The organism is Thiobacillus sp. (genome assembly GCF_018780105.1).
Lineage (GTDB): Bacteria > Pseudomonadota > Gammaproteobacteria > Burkholderiales > Thiobacillaceae > Thiobacillus.
The window spans coordinates 104,564-118,894 of sequence record NZ_JADMKC010000002.1; the positions used below are offsets into that span (position 1 = coordinate 104,564).

At 63.2% G+C, this 14,331-nt stretch carries 15 protein-coding genes and 1 riboswitch; of the genes, 5 read left to right on the forward strand and 10 right to left on the reverse strand.

Translation table 11 applies throughout. From position 1 onward, the window contains the following. Positions 1 to 12 precede the first annotated feature (12 nt). Together IV098_RS00970 and IV098_RS00975 are read right to left on the reverse strand one after the other, a co-directional pair. Positions 13 to 330 carry a rhodanese-like domain-containing protein gene (locus tag IV098_RS00970; protein ID WP_296885540.1) on the reverse strand — a complete coding sequence of 106 codons (318 nt, stop codon included), beginning with the start codon at positions 328 to 330 and terminating at the stop codon, positions 13 to 15. Positions 331 to 332: 2 nt separating this feature from the next. Beyond that, positions 333 to 986 (reverse strand): protein-L-isoaspartate O-methyltransferase, encoded by a 654-nt coding sequence (locus IV098_RS00975; RefSeq protein ID WP_296885541.1) that lies wholly within the window; start codon positions 984 to 986, stop codon positions 333 to 335. Between the two features lie 71 nt (positions 987 to 1,057). Beyond that, a riboswitch (TPP riboswitch) is annotated at positions 1,058 to 1,164 on the forward strand. A 126-nt stretch (positions 1,165 to 1,290) separates the two neighbouring features. Here IV098_RS00975 and thiC point away from each other — a divergent pair. From thiC to IV098_RS00990, 3 genes are all read left to right on the forward strand, one after another. After that, a complete protein-coding gene (thiC, locus tag IV098_RS00980; RefSeq protein WP_296885543.1) occupies positions 1,291 to 3,207 on the forward strand; it encodes a phosphomethylpyrimidine synthase ThiC in 1,917 nt (638 codons plus the stop codon). A 70-nt stretch (positions 3,208 to 3,277) separates the two neighbouring features. After that, positions 3,278 to 4,963, forward strand: a complete 1,686-nt coding sequence (locus tag IV098_RS00985) for a diguanylate cyclase (RefSeq protein WP_296885546.1) — start codon at positions 3,278 to 3,280, stop codon at positions 4,961 to 4,963. A gap of 87 nt (positions 4,964 to 5,050) precedes the next feature. Beyond that, positions 5,051 to 5,881 (forward strand): undecaprenyl-diphosphate phosphatase, encoded by an 831-nt coding sequence (locus IV098_RS00990; protein WP_296885548.1) that lies wholly within the window; start codon positions 5,051 to 5,053, stop codon positions 5,879 to 5,881. 251 nt (positions 5,882 to 6,132) lie between these two features. Here IV098_RS00990 and IV098_RS00995 read toward each other — a convergent pair whose 3' ends face one another. The 3 genes from IV098_RS00995 to IV098_RS01005 all read right to left on the reverse strand — a co-directional run bounded on the left by IV098_RS00995 (position 6,133) and on the right by IV098_RS01005 (position 10,275). After that, positions 6,133 to 6,660 carry a response regulator transcription factor gene (locus IV098_RS00995; protein ID WP_296885550.1) on the reverse strand — a complete coding sequence of 176 codons (528 nt, stop codon included), beginning with the start codon at positions 6,658 to 6,660 and terminating at the stop codon, positions 6,133 to 6,135. Then, positions 6,657 to 7,913 (reverse strand): ATP-binding protein, encoded by a 1,257-nt coding sequence (locus tag IV098_RS01000; RefSeq protein WP_296885552.1) that lies wholly within the window; start codon positions 7,911 to 7,913, stop codon positions 6,657 to 6,659. The genes IV098_RS00995 and IV098_RS01000 overlap by 4 nt, the downstream gene beginning before the upstream one ends. 97 nt (positions 7,914 to 8,010) lie before the next feature. Continuing rightward, the gene (locus IV098_RS01005; RefSeq protein ID WP_296885554.1) at positions 8,011 to 10,275 is read right to left on the reverse strand and encodes a TonB-dependent siderophore receptor; all 2,265 of its coding nucleotides are present in this window, start codon (positions 10,273 to 10,275) and stop codon (positions 8,011 to 8,013) included. Positions 10,276 to 10,481: 206 nt separating this feature from the next. On the opposite strand from IV098_RS01005, the gene IV098_RS01010 reads away from it, so the two are divergent. Beyond that, on the forward strand, positions 10,482 to 10,934 hold the full coding sequence (locus IV098_RS01010; RefSeq protein WP_296885556.1) for a copper chaperone PCu(A)C: 453 nt from the start codon (positions 10,482 to 10,484) through the stop codon (positions 10,932 to 10,934). Positions 10,935 to 10,939: 5 nt separating this feature from the next. Here IV098_RS01010 and IV098_RS01015 read toward each other — a convergent pair whose 3' ends face one another. The 5 genes from IV098_RS01015 to IV098_RS01035 all read right to left on the reverse strand — a co-directional run bounded on the left by IV098_RS01015 (position 10,940) and on the right by IV098_RS01035 (position 13,753). Continuing rightward, positions 10,940 to 11,710, reverse strand: a complete 771-nt coding sequence (locus tag IV098_RS01015) for a putative DNA-binding domain-containing protein (RefSeq protein ID WP_296885558.1) — start codon at positions 11,708 to 11,710, stop codon at positions 10,940 to 10,942. Next, positions 11,676 to 12,527, reverse strand: a complete 852-nt coding sequence (locus tag IV098_RS01020; RefSeq protein ID WP_296885560.1) for a DUF692 domain-containing protein — start codon at positions 12,525 to 12,527, stop codon at positions 11,676 to 11,678. Before IV098_RS01020 ends, IV098_RS01015 begins: the two co-directional genes overlap by 35 nt. A 12-nt stretch (positions 12,528 to 12,539) precedes the next feature. Further along, complete coding sequence (locus tag IV098_RS01025) at positions 12,540 to 12,854, reverse strand: hypothetical protein (protein ID WP_296885562.1); 315 nt, start codon at positions 12,852 to 12,854, stop codon at positions 12,540 to 12,542. Between the two features lie 78 nt (positions 12,855 to 12,932). Beyond that, complete coding sequence (locus IV098_RS01030) at positions 12,933 to 13,190, reverse strand: zf-HC2 domain-containing protein (protein WP_296885564.1); 258 nt, start codon at positions 13,188 to 13,190, stop codon at positions 12,933 to 12,935. Next, positions 13,187 to 13,753 carry a sigma-70 family RNA polymerase sigma factor gene (locus IV098_RS01035; RefSeq protein ID WP_296885566.1) on the reverse strand — a complete coding sequence of 189 codons (567 nt, stop codon included), beginning with the start codon at positions 13,751 to 13,753 and terminating at the stop codon, positions 13,187 to 13,189. The genes IV098_RS01030 and IV098_RS01035 overlap by 4 nt, the downstream gene beginning before the upstream one ends. Positions 13,754 to 13,888: 135 nt before the next feature. Here IV098_RS01035 and IV098_RS01040 point away from each other — a divergent pair, with 135 nt between their 5' ends. Further along, positions 13,889 to 14,311: an Hsp20/alpha crystallin family protein gene (locus IV098_RS01040; RefSeq protein ID WP_296885567.1), complete on the forward strand. Its 423-nt coding sequence runs from the start codon at positions 13,889 to 13,891 to the stop codon at positions 14,309 to 14,311. Positions 14,312 to 14,331 lie beyond the last annotated feature (20 nt).

Sequence of the window (14,331 nt, forward strand, 5' to 3'; positions counted from 1 at the left end):
GTTAATAAAGCGTCAATATCGTGGCATGGCCGGATCGACTTCGTCTGCCCAGGCGGCCACGCCGCCGGACAGGTTGATGACATTCTCGAACCCCACGGACTCGAGATAGCGTGCCACGTGAAAGCTGCGCACGCCATGATGACAGATGACCACTGTTTCGGCGTCCGGGTTCAATTCCTGGATGCGTCCGGTCAGTTCGCCCATCGGAATCAGCACCGAGCCCGCAATGCTGCAGCGTTCGGCTTCCCACGGTTCGCGCACGTCGACCAGAACGGGGGTGTGGCCCGCCTGCAGATAGGCGGCGAGTTCGGCGGGGCGGAATTGGCGCATGTTCAGAACACGAAAGCGGTCGGTTGCGGGGCGTTGACCAGTTCGGTCACGCAGGTTTCGAACAGCGTCACGCTGCGGAATGCGCCGGGCGCGGTGCAGGTGATGAGTTGCGCTTCCATCACCGGCGCGCTGCCGGTGATGGCGAACATTCGCCCGCCGATGCGCAGGCGGTTGCGGAACGCGCCCGACAGCAGCGGGGTCGAGCCGGTCAGCACGATGATGTCGAAGCCGGCCTCGTCGGGCCAGTCGCGCGCCGCGTCGGCGACATGCAGGGTGACGTTTTCGATGCCGTGGGCGAGCAGCTTGCGGCCGGCGGCGGCGGAAAACTCCGGGAAAATTTCGGTCGACACCACTTCGGCGGCGTTCATCGCCAGCAGCGCGGTGAGGTAGCCGCTGCCGGTGCCGATTTCCAGCACGCGGTCGGTGGGGCGGATCGCGAGTTCCTGGATTACCCGTGCTTCCAGCTTGGGTGTCCACATCGCCTGGCCGTGGCCGAGGGGGATTTCCATGTCGACAAACGCCAGCGCCTGGTGCGCTTCCGGCACGAAGTCTTCGCGGCGCAGCTTGAACAAAAGATTGAGCACGTCCTGATCCAGCACGTCCCAGGGGCGGATTTGCTGTTCCACCATGTTGTAGCGCGCCTGCTCGATGTCCATGTGTGCCCTTGAATATCAATAAGTTAGATGGGGACTTGCCTTGCAATTATTCCACATTTCGGCTAACTTGGACCGCTCGCCAGGGGTCTCCCGCTGGGCCGTTCGCCGCGTGGAGTGAGACATACCCTTTGAACCTGATGCGGTTGATACCGCCGTAGGGAGGCCGACAAGCCTCCCTTGTATTGGAATGCAGCGAGGCTGATTCAACGCCCCCTGTATTGATTTTGCGAGGCCGATTATCGGCCTTGCTTCTTTTTACCAGCGAGGCTGACACCAAGCCTCCTGCCTTGATCTGGAGCGCACCATGAATGCCACCCCCAAGTTTCTCGCCGCCGACGCTCATGTCGATGCGCTCGCCGTCCAGCCCTTGCCGAATTCACGCAAGATCTACGTGCAGGGCAGCCAGCCCGACATCCGCGTGCCGATGCGCGAAATCAGCCAGGCCGACACCGCGAGCGGTTTCGGCGGTGAAAAGAACCCGGCCATTTTTGTGTATGACTGCTCCGGCCCTTACAGCGATCCGGCCGCCAGCATCGACATTCGCAAAGGCCTGCCAAGCTTGCGTACCCGCTGGATCGAGTCGCGCGGCGACACCGAGGTGCTGGGCGACCTGAGTTCGGAATACGGTCGCCAGCAGGCCGCCAATCCCGAGCTGGCCGGCATGCGCTTTCCCGAACTCGCGCGCACGCCGCGCCGTGCGAAAGCCGGCATGAACGTGACGCAGATGCACTACGCGCGCCAAGGCATCATCACGCCGGAAATGGAGTTCATCGCCATCCGCGAGAACAACAACCGCGTCGCCTATCTGGAATCGCTCAAGCAGACCGGCCCGCTGGGCGAGAAACTCGCCGCGATGATGAATCGCCAGCATCCGGGGCAGCACTTCGGCGCCAGCCTGCAGAACGAGATCACGCCCGAGTTCGTGCGCAGCGAAATCGCCCGCGGCCGCGCCATCATCCCCAACAACATCAACCACCCCGAATCCGAGCCGATGATCATCGGCCGCAATTTCCTGGTGAAGATCAACGCCAACATCGGCAACTCGGCTTTGGGTTCGAGCATCCAGGAAGAAGTCGAGAAGATGACCTGGGCGATCCGCTGGGGCGGCGACACCGTGATGGATCTGTCGACCGGCAAGAACATCCACGAGACGCGCGAGTGGATCATTCGCAACAGCCCGGTGCCGATCGGCACCGTGCCGATCTACCAGGCGCTGGAAAAAGTCGACGGCAAGGCCGAAGACCTCACCTGGGAAATGTTCCGCGATACGCTGATCGAACAGGCCGAGCAGGGCGTCGACTACTTCACCATCCACGCCGGCGTGTTGCTGCGCTACGTGCCGCTGACCGCCAACCGCATGACCGGCATCGTCTCGCGTGGCGGTTCGATCATGGCCAAGTGGTGCCTGGCGCATCACAAGGAGAGCTTCCTCTACACGCATTTCGAAGAGATCTGCGAAATCATGAAGGCCTACGACGTCGCCTTCTCGCTCGGCGACGGCCTGCGTCCCGGCTCGATCTACGACGCCAACGACGAAGCGCAACTGGGCGAACTGAAGACGCTGGGCGAGCTGACCCAGGTGGCGTGGAAGCACGACGTGCAGGTGATGATCGAAGGCCCCGGCCATGTGCCGATGCAGCTCATTAAAGAGAACATGGACATCCAGCTGGAGCAGTGCCACGAGGCGCCGTTCTACACGCTGGGACCGCTGACCACCGATATCGCCCCCGGCTACGACCACATCACCAGCGGCATCGGCGCCGCGATGATCGGCTGGTACGGCACCGCGATGCTGTGCTACGTCACGCCGAAGGAGCACCTGGGCCTGCCGGATAAAGATGATGTGAAGGAAGGCATCATCACCTACAAGCTCGCCGCCCACGCGGCCGACCTCGCCAAGGGCCATCCCGGCGCGCAGATCCGCGACAACGCGCTATCGAAAGCGCGCTTCGAATTCCGCTGGGACGACCAGTTCAACCTCGGCCTCGATCCCGACAAGGCCAAGTCCTTCCACGACGAAACCCTGCCCAAGGAATCGGCCAAGGTCGCGCACTTCTGCTCGATGTGCGGCCCGCACTTCTGCTCGATGAAGATCACCCAGGACGTGCGCGAGTACGCAGCGAAGGAAGGCCTCAACGAAGCCGATGCGCTGGTGAAGGGCATGGAAGTCAAGGCGGTGGAATTCGTCAAGCAGGGTGCCGAGGTGTACCGCAAAGTCTGAATCTGTTGTTCCGTTGCGGCCACTGCGCGTGATCCTTACCTGCTTTCGTCGGCTTGTCCAGCTCATCGGCATGCTGGTCATGTTGTTCGGCGCGTCAGCCGTTGCCGCGCCGCTGTCGGTGTTTGCGGATCACGGCGCGGCAATAGGCCGTGCCACCGAAATCTTTCCGGAAACGGACGGCCGCCTCACGCTGGCCGAGGCGGCGGCGGCTTATCGCGCCGGCAGGTTCGCGCCTGGCGACAGTCCGGTGCTGAATTTCGGCATCGGCGCAAAGCCGGTGTGGATCCGTTTTGCGGTGGACAACCCGACTTCGCTCCCCGTACCGAAGCGGCTGTCGATCGAGACCGCCTGGCTCGATCAGGTCGATGTTTATTTCCAGCGTAACGGCCAGACCGTCGCCACGGCGCTGCTCGGCGATGTGAAGCCTTACGCGCAGCGTCCGCTGGCGAGCCGTTTTTTTGTGGTTCCGCAGAACTTCGACCCGGGTGTCAGCGAGGTATTCATCCGCGTCGAAACGCCCGACCCCATGGTGGTGCCGCTCTATCTGCTGAGCCCGGATGCCTTGCGGGTGCGGCAGACGCAGCAGGAACTCAGCTACGGTGTCGTGTACGGCTTTCTGCTCGCCCTGATGGCGTACAACGCCATTCTGTATTTCAGCCTGCGCAGTTCGCGCTATCTGCGTTACGCGATTTATCTGGCGATGTTCATCGCCATGAACGTGGCCTACACCGGCCATGGCTTCGCCTGGCTGTGGCCCGATTCGGTGCGCTGGCAGCAATGGTCCAACCCCCTCCTGATGCTGGCATTTGGCGTCAGCGGCTTGCTGTTCGCCATCCGCTTTCTGGATCTACGGGTGTATTTTCCGCGCGTGCGCCGCGTCGTGCTCGGTTTCTGCGCGGTATCCGGCAGCCTGCTCGGCGCGGCTGTGCTGCTGGGCAATCAGAAAGCCGCGCTGCTGGTGGCGTTCAGCTTCGCGCTCCTGTTCTCAGTTCTCATGCTGGTGCTGGGCGTCATCTCGGTTCGCGCTGGCCAGAAACCGGCGAAATATTTTCTGCTGGCCGCCTTTGCCGCGATGGTGGGTGCCGTGCTGACGGCGCTGTCGACCTGGGGTTTCATCCCGCACAACAGCTGGACTTTCCGCGCGGTGGAAGTCGGCATGCTGATCGACGCCACCCTGCTGGCGCTGGCGCTCGCTTACCAGATGCGCGTCGGTCAGGAAGACCGGCTGCGCGCCGAGCGCCTGGCGCAGCTCGACCCGCTCACCGGGCTCAACAACCGCCGCGCCTTCTACGACAAGACCAGCCCGCTGTGGGCGCATGCAATCCGCCATGGCCACGCCACCTCGGTCATGCTGCTCGACATCGACCTGTTCAAGCAGACCAACGACGTCCATGGCCACGCCTTCGGCGACGAAGTGCTGAAAGTCGTGGCCGATGCGCTCCGCAGGTTCGTCCGGCATGAAGACGTGCTGGCGCGCTGGGGCGGCGAGGAGTTCATCGTGTTCCTGCCGGATTCTTCGACCGAAGCGGCAGGCGCGCTGGCGGAACGGCTGCGGATCGCCATCGCCGGCCTGCGCATCCCGCATGCAATGGACGTCATTGCGGTCACCGCAAGTTTCGGCGTGGCGCAGAAAGGCGAGCAGCACGCGACGCTGGATGCGCTGATCGCCTCGGCCGACGCGTGTCTGTACCAGTCCAAGCAGCAGGGCCGCAACCGGGTGACGGTCAGCCTGTCAGCGCTCGCGGCGGCGGGCTAGACGTAGCGCGAGGCTGTCATTTGCGCCGCGTATAATCGGCGGGCGCGTCCACCGGGCGCGCCCTTTTTTTATTGCCGAAACGTCGCCATGATCGACCCCACTCTGCTGCTGCAAGCCCTCATCCTCGGCCTCGTCGAAGGCGTCACCGAATTCCTGCCGATCTCCAGCACCGGTCATTTGATCCTTGCGGGCCAGTTGCTCGGCTTCAACGGCGAGAAGGCCAAGGTGTTCATGATCGCCATCCAGCTGGCGGCGATTTTTGCGGTGGTGTGGGAATACCGGGCACGCCTCGGGCATGTCGCGATGACGCTGCACCGGGAGCCGGCATCGCAGCGGCTGGCGATCAATCTGATGGCGGGGTTCCTGCCGGCGGCGGTGCTGGGTTTCCTGTTCTACAAGGAGATCAAGGGCTATCTGTTCAACCCCATCGTGGTGGCGTCGGCGCTGGTGATCGGCGGGGTGCTGATTTTGTGGGCGGAACGGCGCAAGCATGTGATTACGACCGAGGGCATCGACGAACTCACCTGGCGACGTGCGCTGGCAGTGGGCTTTGCGCAGGCGCTGGCGATGATTCCCGGCACCTCGCGTTCGGGCGCGACGATCATCGGCGGCCTGTTTCTCGGGCTGTCACGCAAGACTGCCGCGGAGTTCTCCTTCTTTCTCGCCATCCCCACCATGTTCGCGGCGACAGCCTACGACCTCTACAAGAACTGGCGGCTATTCGATGTGCACGATGTGCCGCTGTTCGCGGTCGGCGGCATCGCAGCCTTCGTCAGCGCGCTGATCGCAGTGCGCACTCTGATCAAATTCGTCAGCCGCCACGACTACACGCTGTTCGCGTGGTATCGCATCGTGTTCGGCGGCGTGGTGCTGGCGACCGCTTACTTCGGCCTGGTGGACTGGAGTGCGGGGCACTGATCGCGCTGCCGATCATCCTGAAAACCGCAGTTGACCGCTTATCCATTTAAGCGAGTCCACATGAATACTGAGTTTTCTGCCTTCGTTTGAGTACGCCGGTTGGGTGACGCCGCTACGCACCCGCTGACACGCCTGGCCGTGCGCCTACCTTTGTCGCTTCTCGTTGCAGGCCCCGGCCTGCCGCCTCGTCGCTTCGCGGTAGCCACCCGCCCAGACGCACCATCGGGCGCGTCCAACTGCAGTTTTCAGGATCATTCCGGCTTGGGCGGGTGCTTGTCGAGTTTGCGCTGCAGGGTGCGGCGGTGCATTTTTAGCGCACGCGCGGTGGCCGAGATGTTGCCGTCGTGCTCGCCCAGCACTTTCTGGATGTGCTCCCATTCCAGCCGCGCCACCGTCAGCGGTTCGCTGCTGACTTCGAGCGCGGCATCGGGCTGGTCGCGCTGCAGCGCGGCGAGGATTTCGTCGGCGTTGGCGGGCTTGGCCAGATAGTGGCGCGCGCCCAGCCGCACCGCCTCGACGGCGGTGGCGATGCTGGCGAAGCCGGTGAGGACGACGATGGCGATGCCGGGCCAGCGTTCCGTCAGCGCCGCCACCACCTTGAGCCCGGATTCGCCGGGCAGTTTCAGATCGACGATGGCATGACTCGGCGCAAAGTGTTCGGCGATGGCCAGCGCGCCTGCGGCGTTGTGCGCCAGCTCGACGCTGGCGCCGCGTTTTTTCATCGCACGTGCCAGGGTCTCGGCGAAATCGATATCGTCTTCAACGATCAAGAGCTTCATGACGGAGGATTCCAGGGTAATTGGATGCGCACCAGCGTGCCGCCGTCGGCACGTTCGGTGAGGGTGATGGCGCCGCCGGCGCGTTCGATCGTGGCGTGCGTGAGTACCAGGCCCATTCCCCATCCATGCCCCGGCTTGCCGCTGAACAGCACGCGTCCGGTCTGGGCTTTCTGTTCGGTGGTGAAGCCGGCGCCGCGGTCGGCAATGTCGATCCACAGGACGTCGTCCTGCGCCGTTGCAGCGAGTTCGACGTCATCGGGCGAGGCATCGGCAGCGTTGTTCAGCACGTTCAGCACTGCCTGTTCCAGCCCCTCGGGCGGGGTGAATTCGCGCCGCGTCGACACCGGTTGGGTTTTCAGATGCACGTCGGGGCGGATCACCTGCCAGTGGGTGACCAGTTCGGCCAGCCAGGATTCGAGCGAGATGGAATGCGGGGTGCCGTCCTGCGCGCGCGCGGCCAGCTGGGTGAGGATGCGCTTGCAGGCCAGCGCCTGTTTTTCGAGCAGCTGGCAGTCGGCGCCGATCTCGGGGTCGTTGGCAAACTCGGTCGCGAGTTCGTGCGCCGTGGTCTGGATGGTGGCCAGCGGGGTGGCCAGCTCGTGCGCCGCCAGTGCGGCCTGGGTGCCGAGTGCGAGGATGCGTTCGTCGCGCAGCTGTTTTTCGCGCAGCGCCGCGAGTTCGCCGTCGCGCGCGCGCAGCCCGGCGTGCATGCGGGTGATGAAATACGCGATCAGTGCCGCGCTGATGAGAAAGTTGAACCACATGCCGCCCAGGTGCATGCCGTAGGCGGCGACCGGGTCGGCGATCGCCAGCGGCTGGTAGACGAACAGCAGCAGGGCGTAATAGCCGCCCGCCACCGCCGCCAGCAGCCACACCCAGCGCGGGCGCAGACTGATCGCGGCAACGATGATCGGCACCAGCATCAGCGAGACGAACGGATTGGTGGCGCCGCCGCTGAAAAAAACCAGCACCGCAAACGCGGTGAGGTCGACCAGCAGATGCGCCAGAAACTCCATCTGCGTGGCGGGCGCATCCAGCCGCAGCCGCCATGCGGTGGTCAGCGCAAAGCTGCCGAGCAGTACCAGCACCGTGCCCATCGGCAACAGCGGCATGCTGATGTGCAATCCCCAGTGCAGCCAGGCGATGCCGGCGGCCCAGCCGGCGGCGAGCAGTCCGCGCAGCACCAGCAGGCGCCCCAGCAGGGCGCGCGTGGGCAGGGTCGAGAGCAGAGTGGAATCGAGGATGGAGGGCATGGCGGCATTGTAATGCGCAGCCTGCGGCGCGCTCCCGCCGCGTGCTTCGCGTACGCGGCGGGATGACGGCAGAGCGTACTGCCCGGCTCCCAGCGTGCTAGAACTTGACGCTGAGGCCAGCATAGATCGAGCGGCCCATGCCGGGAACAGTGGTGCCCCAGGCCGGGCGGCCGGCGCCGACGCCCGGCGGCATGGTGATGCCCTGGCCGACGTAGGCGCCGCCGAGCGGATAGAAGTACAGCGTGTCGAACACGTTCTCGATGCCGACGTCGAGCCGCACGGTTTCCCAGGCGTAGCTGCTGCGCAGGTTGAACACGCTGTAGCCCGGGGTTTCGATTTCGTTGCGGATCGCCGATACTTCGGTCTTGGCGTCGACCATCTGCAGTTCAGCGATATTGGTCCAGCCGCCCAGGGTTTGCGTCACCGACAGCGTCGCGTTGAGCGGCATCATGTTGTAGAGATTGTCGCCGGTGCCGCCGGTGGTTTCGCCGCGTACGTAGTTCAGCAGGCCGTTGAGCGTGAAGTCGCCAAAACCGGTATGCGTGGCCAGCGGCATGTAGCCGGACACATCGATGCCGTAGAGCTGTGCGTCCTGATTGACGAATTTGAGAAAGACGAACTGGTTGGTTACCGTCGTGTTGGTCAAGCGGCGCGCATTGATGTAGTCATCGACATAGGTGTAGTAGGGCGTGATCTTCAGTCCCCAGTCTTGCTGCCTGGCGTCATGCCAGTCGAACGTCGCGCTCAGGGTATGGGCGATTTCAGGTTCGAGTTTGAGGTTGCCGACATAGCCGTTGCCATCCCCGGCTAGGTTGACCATGTTCATCGCCATGCCGCCGGTCGACCAGGAATAGCGCTCGTAGAGATTGGGTGAACGGGTCTTGCGGGCGAAGCCGAATTCGAGGGTCTGGGTTTTGGACGGCACATAACGCGCCAGGGTCGTGAGGTCGAAATTGTTGTCGGTCTTCTCGCGGTCGGCAGAATTGAAGGCGGTTGCATCGGCCGTGTAGCTGGCGTTATACCCCTGTACTTCGCCGGCATTCATGTTGACTCTTTCGTAACGCAAGCCGAACTGGCTCAGCCACTGCGGGCTCCACTGCGCCTCCCATTCTGCAAACGCGGCAGTGCGGTCGCGCTCGCCGTTGTTGATGTTGAGGAAGGTATTGGGTGACATGCCTCCATTGCCGGACGCCGGCCACCAGTCGTCGAGACGGTACTGCTGAAGCTCGCCGCCGACGCGCAGCAGGTCGCGCGCAGACAGGGCGATCTCGCCCTTGACCACCGCGCCGGTGTTTTTGCCTTCGGTGAACATCGGCATGCCGGGCGCGGGAATGGTTTGACCGGGTCCCTGGTACCAGTACGCCTTGTCCTCCAGGAAATTCATCTCGTGCTCGGTATGCTCGTTGTAGAGGCGCGCCTCGAGCTTGCCCCAGTCGTATTGGCCCGTATAGCCGAGGTTGACCTGGGTGCTGGTGTTGTCGGTCATGTCCATGCGCTGGTTCGGATAGCCTTGATACGGGATGTGCTGATAACCCAGCTTGAGATCAAGCAGATGATTCTCGTGACGCAGCGCAAAACCGAGCGACTGGTTGGTGGATTTGTACATCGTCGAACCGACTTCGTCGCCGTCCAGCCAGATAGGTGAGTTGTAGAGCGACGGCGCGGTATTGGTATACGCCAAACCCGCTGGCTTGAAGTCGCCGCCCGCCGTGTAATTGTCGGACTGAGCGGTCGAGCCGCTGTAGGTCACGCTCAGGTTTTCACCTGCAGCGGTGGCAGACAGATTGGCGCCCATTGCATTGCCGTTGCTGCGATAAAACGTGCCGGCTTCGCCCTGCAGCAGCGTGCCTTGCCCGGCCTTGGCAAATACCGGATCGGCCGACTCGACCAGGATCGTACCGCCGATGCTGTCGCCGCCAGAGCTCACCGGCGCGAGGCCGGCGAATACCGTGGCGCGGGCGACGCGGGTGGGGTCGATGTAGGACAGCGGCGGATTCATGTGGTTGCCGCAGGCGGACACCAGGTCCATGCCGTCGACCTTGATGCGCAGGCGGTCGTCGCCGAGGCCGTGGATCACCGGCAGGCTCGACACGCCGCCTGCGCCATAGACACTCATGCCGGGCACGTTTTTGAGCAGGCTGGCCGTGTCACTAGTGGCTGCGCGCTGGGGCTGCAAGTCGGCGGCATCCAGCGTCACACTGCCGGGTTCGCCATCTGCCGGCTGCGTACCCACCACTACGACCGTCATCATGGGCGTATCGGACAACAGGACGTCGGCTTCGGTCTGCGCGGCGGCGGAAACGCAGAAAGATGAAAGCGCGAGCGAGATGGCGAGAGAGAGCGGTTTCCGGCTGGGCAGCATGATGTTTTTTCGGTTGTTGATTTGTTGCCGAGTTTAGGGAACACGCGGCGGCGCGTGAATGTGGCAAATTGCCGCAAGCAACCGACGCGCTCGCCGTTCCTGCCAGCGGGCGCGACCCTGCGCTGTGACAATATGACGCATCGCATTTGGCGCGCGGATTGCCTATCGTTGTTCACCCCGCTGTTTTGATTTCGATGGAGAAGAGCATGAAACTGAATACCCTGATCGCCACAGCCATCGCGGTGTGTGCCGCGCCTTCCGCCTGGGCGACCAATGTCAGTGTTACCGACGCGTGGGCGCGCGCCACCATGCCGGGTCAGCCGGTGAGCGGCGCCTACATGAAAATCCAGTCGGATGCCGACGCGCGTCTGATCAGCGCTTCAAGCTCCGCGGTGCCGCAGGTTGAAGTGCACGAAATGAAAATGGATGGCGACGTGATGCGTATGCGCGAGGTTCAGGCAGTCGACTTGCCCAAGGGCAAGACTGTTTCGCTTCAGCCTGGCGGCTTCCACATCATGCTGATGAATTTGAAGAAACCGATCGTCGCTGGCGAAATCATCCCGCTGACGCTGGTGATCGAATCAGGTGGCAAGCGGCAAAACGTGGAAGTGAAAGCCGAGGCACGCGCTGCGACCGGCGGCATGCAGCACGCCCACTAAGCGGATCAATCAAGCGCGCGGCCGAAGATTGCGCCCTGCGCGCGAAGATCGTTCAGCAGCGCGCCGCCCGCTTGCACCACCAGCGCGCGGTCGGGGTGGCGGCTTTCGTCGGCCACCTGTTCCAGCGCTGCGTGGCCGCTCAACGTGCCGGGCTCCAGCAAGCCCAGCAGGCGTGCGGTGAAGGCATTGATCTCGCTGAACTGCACGCGGTCGTCGACGTCGCGAAACACCAGCAGATGCGTCTCGACGGGCTGCGTCTTGCGGCGCGGCGCGATGCGGTGCACCGGCCAGTCGTAGCGCAGGTTGGCCAGCACCGGGTTCAGCAGCGGCACCCCGTCGAGCAGATCGCCCGCCGGATCGCATGCGCGATCCGCGCAGCGCGTCGACACCGACAACACCAGCTCGATCCATTCGTAATGTGCCAGCGCCAGCGTGAACGGCGGATAGCCGGCGGGCGGCGTCCATTCGTTCTGCAGGAACTGGATGAATTCGTCCGGGATCTGGCGGAAGTAGGGCGTGTGGCTGCGATGGGTGCGGAAAAAATCGCGCACCAGCGCCGACCACTTGCGCGTTCCCAGTACCTTGCGCAGCACCGGAAAGCAGGCCAGCAAAAAATTTTCAAGATTGGTGTACACCAGCTCGGTGTAAATCTTCATGCGCCGCGCTTCGACGCCCGCCGGGCGCGGCTGCGCCTTGGGATCGCGAATGTGCGCGGTGAAGGCGTACTGGTAGCGCTGGAATTCAGGAAGCGGCGGCGATTTTTGCATGGGGCGCATGGGCGGCCTGCAGGCGCGCGATCTGTTCGACTTCGCGCACCAGTTCGGCCAGCGGGGGAATGTTGAAGTCGCGCTCCAGCAACGTGGGCGCCACGCCATGGATGCGGTAGGTGGCGTCGAGCAGCGCCCACACTGGCTCGATCACATCGGCGCCGTGGGTGTCGACGATCAGATCGTCTGCTTCATTGTAGTGGCCCGCCATGTGCAGGTAAACGATGCGTTCGGACGGCAGGGCGCGGATGAATTCGACGGCGTCGTAGCGGTGATTCACGCTGTTGACGTAGACGTTGTTGACGTCGAGATGGAGGTCGCAATCGGCCTCGTCAAGCACCGCGCGAATGAAGCTGGATTCATCCATATCGGCCACCGGCGAGGGCGTGTAGTAGGAGGCGTTTTCGATCGCGATGCGGCGCTCCAGGATGTCCTGGGCGCGACGGATACGCGCGGCAACGTATTTCACCGCTTCTTCGGTGAAGGGAATCGGCAGCAGGTCGTACAGGTGCCCGTCGTCCGAGCAGTACGACAGATGTTCGGTGTAAAGCGCGATGCCATGGGCATCCATGAACTGCCGGATTTTACGCAGCAGCATTTCGTCGAGCGGCGTCGGGCCGCCAAGCGACAGCGACAGGCCGTGGCAGACGAAGGGATAGCGTTCGGTGAAGGCGCGCAGGTCGCGGCCATAGACACCACCCATGTCGATCCAGTTTTCCGGAGCGAGCTCGAAAAAGTCGATGGCGGCGGGGACGTGGGTTTTCAGCGCGGGCAGCAGCTCGCGCCGAAAGCCCAGCCCAGCGCCAGAAGGGCGCAGGGGGGTCATGCGTTCAGCGGCTTACTTAGTCTTGTCGGCGCCGCATTTACCGTCTTTCAGTTTGGCCTTGTCGGCGCCGCACTTGCCTTCGCCGCACTTGCCATCCTTCATTTTCTCGGCATTGCCGCACTTGCCTTCCTTGGCCTTCATCTCGGCTTCGGTTTTGCCGCCGCACTTGCCTTCCACCGGCTTGGCAACGTGATTGTCTGCCACTTGATAGCCGGAAGACAGGGCGGACAGCGCAAACGGGTTGCTGGCAGCCGAGGCGACCGGGGCGGCCAGAACGGCGGCAAAAGCGGTACCGGCTGCGGCGGCGATCAGGGTTTTCTTGGACATCGTGCTCTCTCCTAACAGTTGATAAACAATGGAACAACGGGGTGCCGACCGGGGCCGGCGGCTTGCAAAAGGCTCTATTTATGAGTCGAGCCTATTCTGCAATTCGGTTGCGATGCGCTGCCGGGCCTCGGGTGCGAGTCCCGGTGCGTCATCGTTTGCCCTTGTTTCCAGCCGAAACAAGCGGCGCATAGCGTGTAGTTGCCGGGTAAAACGCCTGCAGTTCGTGCAGATCGCGAGGTGCATTTTCATCGCGACCCGGTCGCCAAGCGACAGGCCTTCGTCCATGGCGCGCGAAACAAGTTCCGTTGTTTCCTTGCATGTGGTCATCCACTTCATGCCGCGCCAGCCTTCGCAAAGCCGTTCACTTCCAGACATTGCCGCATGAACAGCCGCGCCCGGTGTAGCAGTACCCAGCAGTTGGTCGGGGTGATATTCAGTTCCTTACAGATTTCTTCGGTTTCCATGCCGGCCACTTCGCGCAGGCTGAAAACCTGTGCCATCACCGGCTTCAGGCGGTCGGCGCATTCGTCCAGGATGCGCCGCAGCTGGCCCAGTTCCGCCTCGGCCTGCGGGTTGCCCCAGGGACGCAGCGGTTCGGCCCAGTGGCCGTCCTGCTTGAATAGGGCATCCACAGCTTCCTCACCGTCGGCGTCGCGCGGGATTTCGACTTCGCGCAGCTGCCGCCGGATGGCGTCGACGATTTTGTGCTTGAGGATGCCGGTGAGCCAGGTGCGCGGACTGGCATCGCCGGCGTAGCGGGCCTGCGCCGACAGCGCGGCCAGCAGGGTTTCCTGTACGGCATCTTCGGCCAGTGCGTCGGAATGCAGCTGGCGGCGCGCCACGCGGAACAGATAATCGCCGTGGTCGGCCAGCCAGCGGTGAGGATCGAGAGCGTTCAAAAGCGGCATGCCTGCAATACGCGGGAACCGGCACTGTAGAGGCAGTCGCGCCGGACCACAATCCGGGGGCTTGAAATCCCGGCAACGTCCCCTAGATCGGTTCTATCCGTAACCCATTATCTGAAGGAGGACGCCATGGCCAACATTAGCCGCTATGAACCGTTTGAAATCAACGATCCGCTGGACAACCTGTTCCGGGGGTTTTTCCGCCCGGTGCAAATGGACAAGGACATGCCGCAGATTCGCATGGATGTGAAGGAGGATGAGACCACCTACGCCGTGCACGCCGACATGCCCGGCGTTGCCAAGGACGACATCCACGTCACCATCGACGGCAACACCGTGTCGATCAGCGCCGAGGTGAAGAAAAATACCGAGCAGAAGGAGGGCGAAAAAGTGCTGCGTCGCGAACGTTATTTCGGTCGCGTCAGCCGCAGCTTCGCGCTGGAAAACGAAGTGGACGAGGCCACGGCCAGCGCCCGCTATCAGGACGGCGTGCTGGAGCTGGTGCTGCCGAAGAAAACGGCTGCCGCGGCCAAGCGCCTCGCCATCCAGTAAACCCGCTTTGCCGGTAAAAA

Bases quoted from the DNA above. Each gene is read 5' to 3' on its own strand.
- IV098_RS00985 (WP_296885546.1), top strand. From the start codon at position 3,278: ATGCTGGTCATGTTGTTCGGCGCGTCAGCCGTTGCCGCGCCGCTGTCG.
- IV098_RS01020 (WP_296885560.1), bottom strand. From the start codon at position 12,527: ATGACCCCCCTGCGCCCTTCTGGCGCTGGGCTGGGCTTTCGGCGCGAG.
- thiC (WP_296885543.1), top strand. From the start codon at position 1,291: ATGAATGCCACCCCCAAGTTTCTCGCCGCCGACGCTCATGTCGATGCG.
- IV098_RS01040 (WP_296885567.1), top strand. From the start codon at position 13,889: ATGGCCAACATTAGCCGCTATGAACCGTTTGAAATCAACGATCCGCTG.
- IV098_RS00990 (WP_296885548.1), top strand. From the start codon at position 5,051: ATGATCGACCCCACTCTGCTGCTGCAAGCCCTCATCCTCGGCCTCGTC.
- IV098_RS01030 (WP_296885564.1), bottom strand. From the start codon at position 13,190: ATGAAGTGGATGACCACATGCAAGGAAACAACGGAACTTGTTTCGCGC.
- IV098_RS00970 (WP_296885540.1), bottom strand. From the start codon at position 330: ATGCGCCAATTCCGCCCCGCCGAACTCGCCGCCTATCTGCAGGCGGGC.
- IV098_RS01025 (WP_296885562.1), bottom strand. From the start codon at position 12,854: ATGTCCAAGAAAACCCTGATCGCCGCCGCAGCCGGTACCGCTTTTGCC.
- IV098_RS01005 (WP_296885554.1), bottom strand. From the start codon at position 10,275: ATGCTGCCCAGCCGGAAACCGCTCTCTCTCGCCATCTCGCTCGCGCTT.
- IV098_RS00995 (WP_296885550.1), bottom strand. From the start codon at position 6,660: ATGAAGCTCTTGATCGTTGAAGACGATATCGATTTCGCCGAGACCCTG.
- IV098_RS01000 (WP_296885552.1), bottom strand. From the start codon at position 7,913: ATGCCCTCCATCCTCGATTCCACTCTGCTCTCGACCCTGCCCACGCGC.
- IV098_RS00975 (WP_296885541.1), bottom strand. From the start codon at position 986: ATGGACATCGAGCAGGCGCGCTACAACATGGTGGAACAGCAAATCCGC.
- IV098_RS01010 (WP_296885556.1), top strand. From the start codon at position 10,482: ATGAAACTGAATACCCTGATCGCCACAGCCATCGCGGTGTGTGCCGCG.
- IV098_RS01015 (WP_296885558.1), bottom strand. From the start codon at position 11,710: ATGCGCCCCATGCAAAAATCGCCGCCGCTTCCTGAATTCCAGCGCTAC.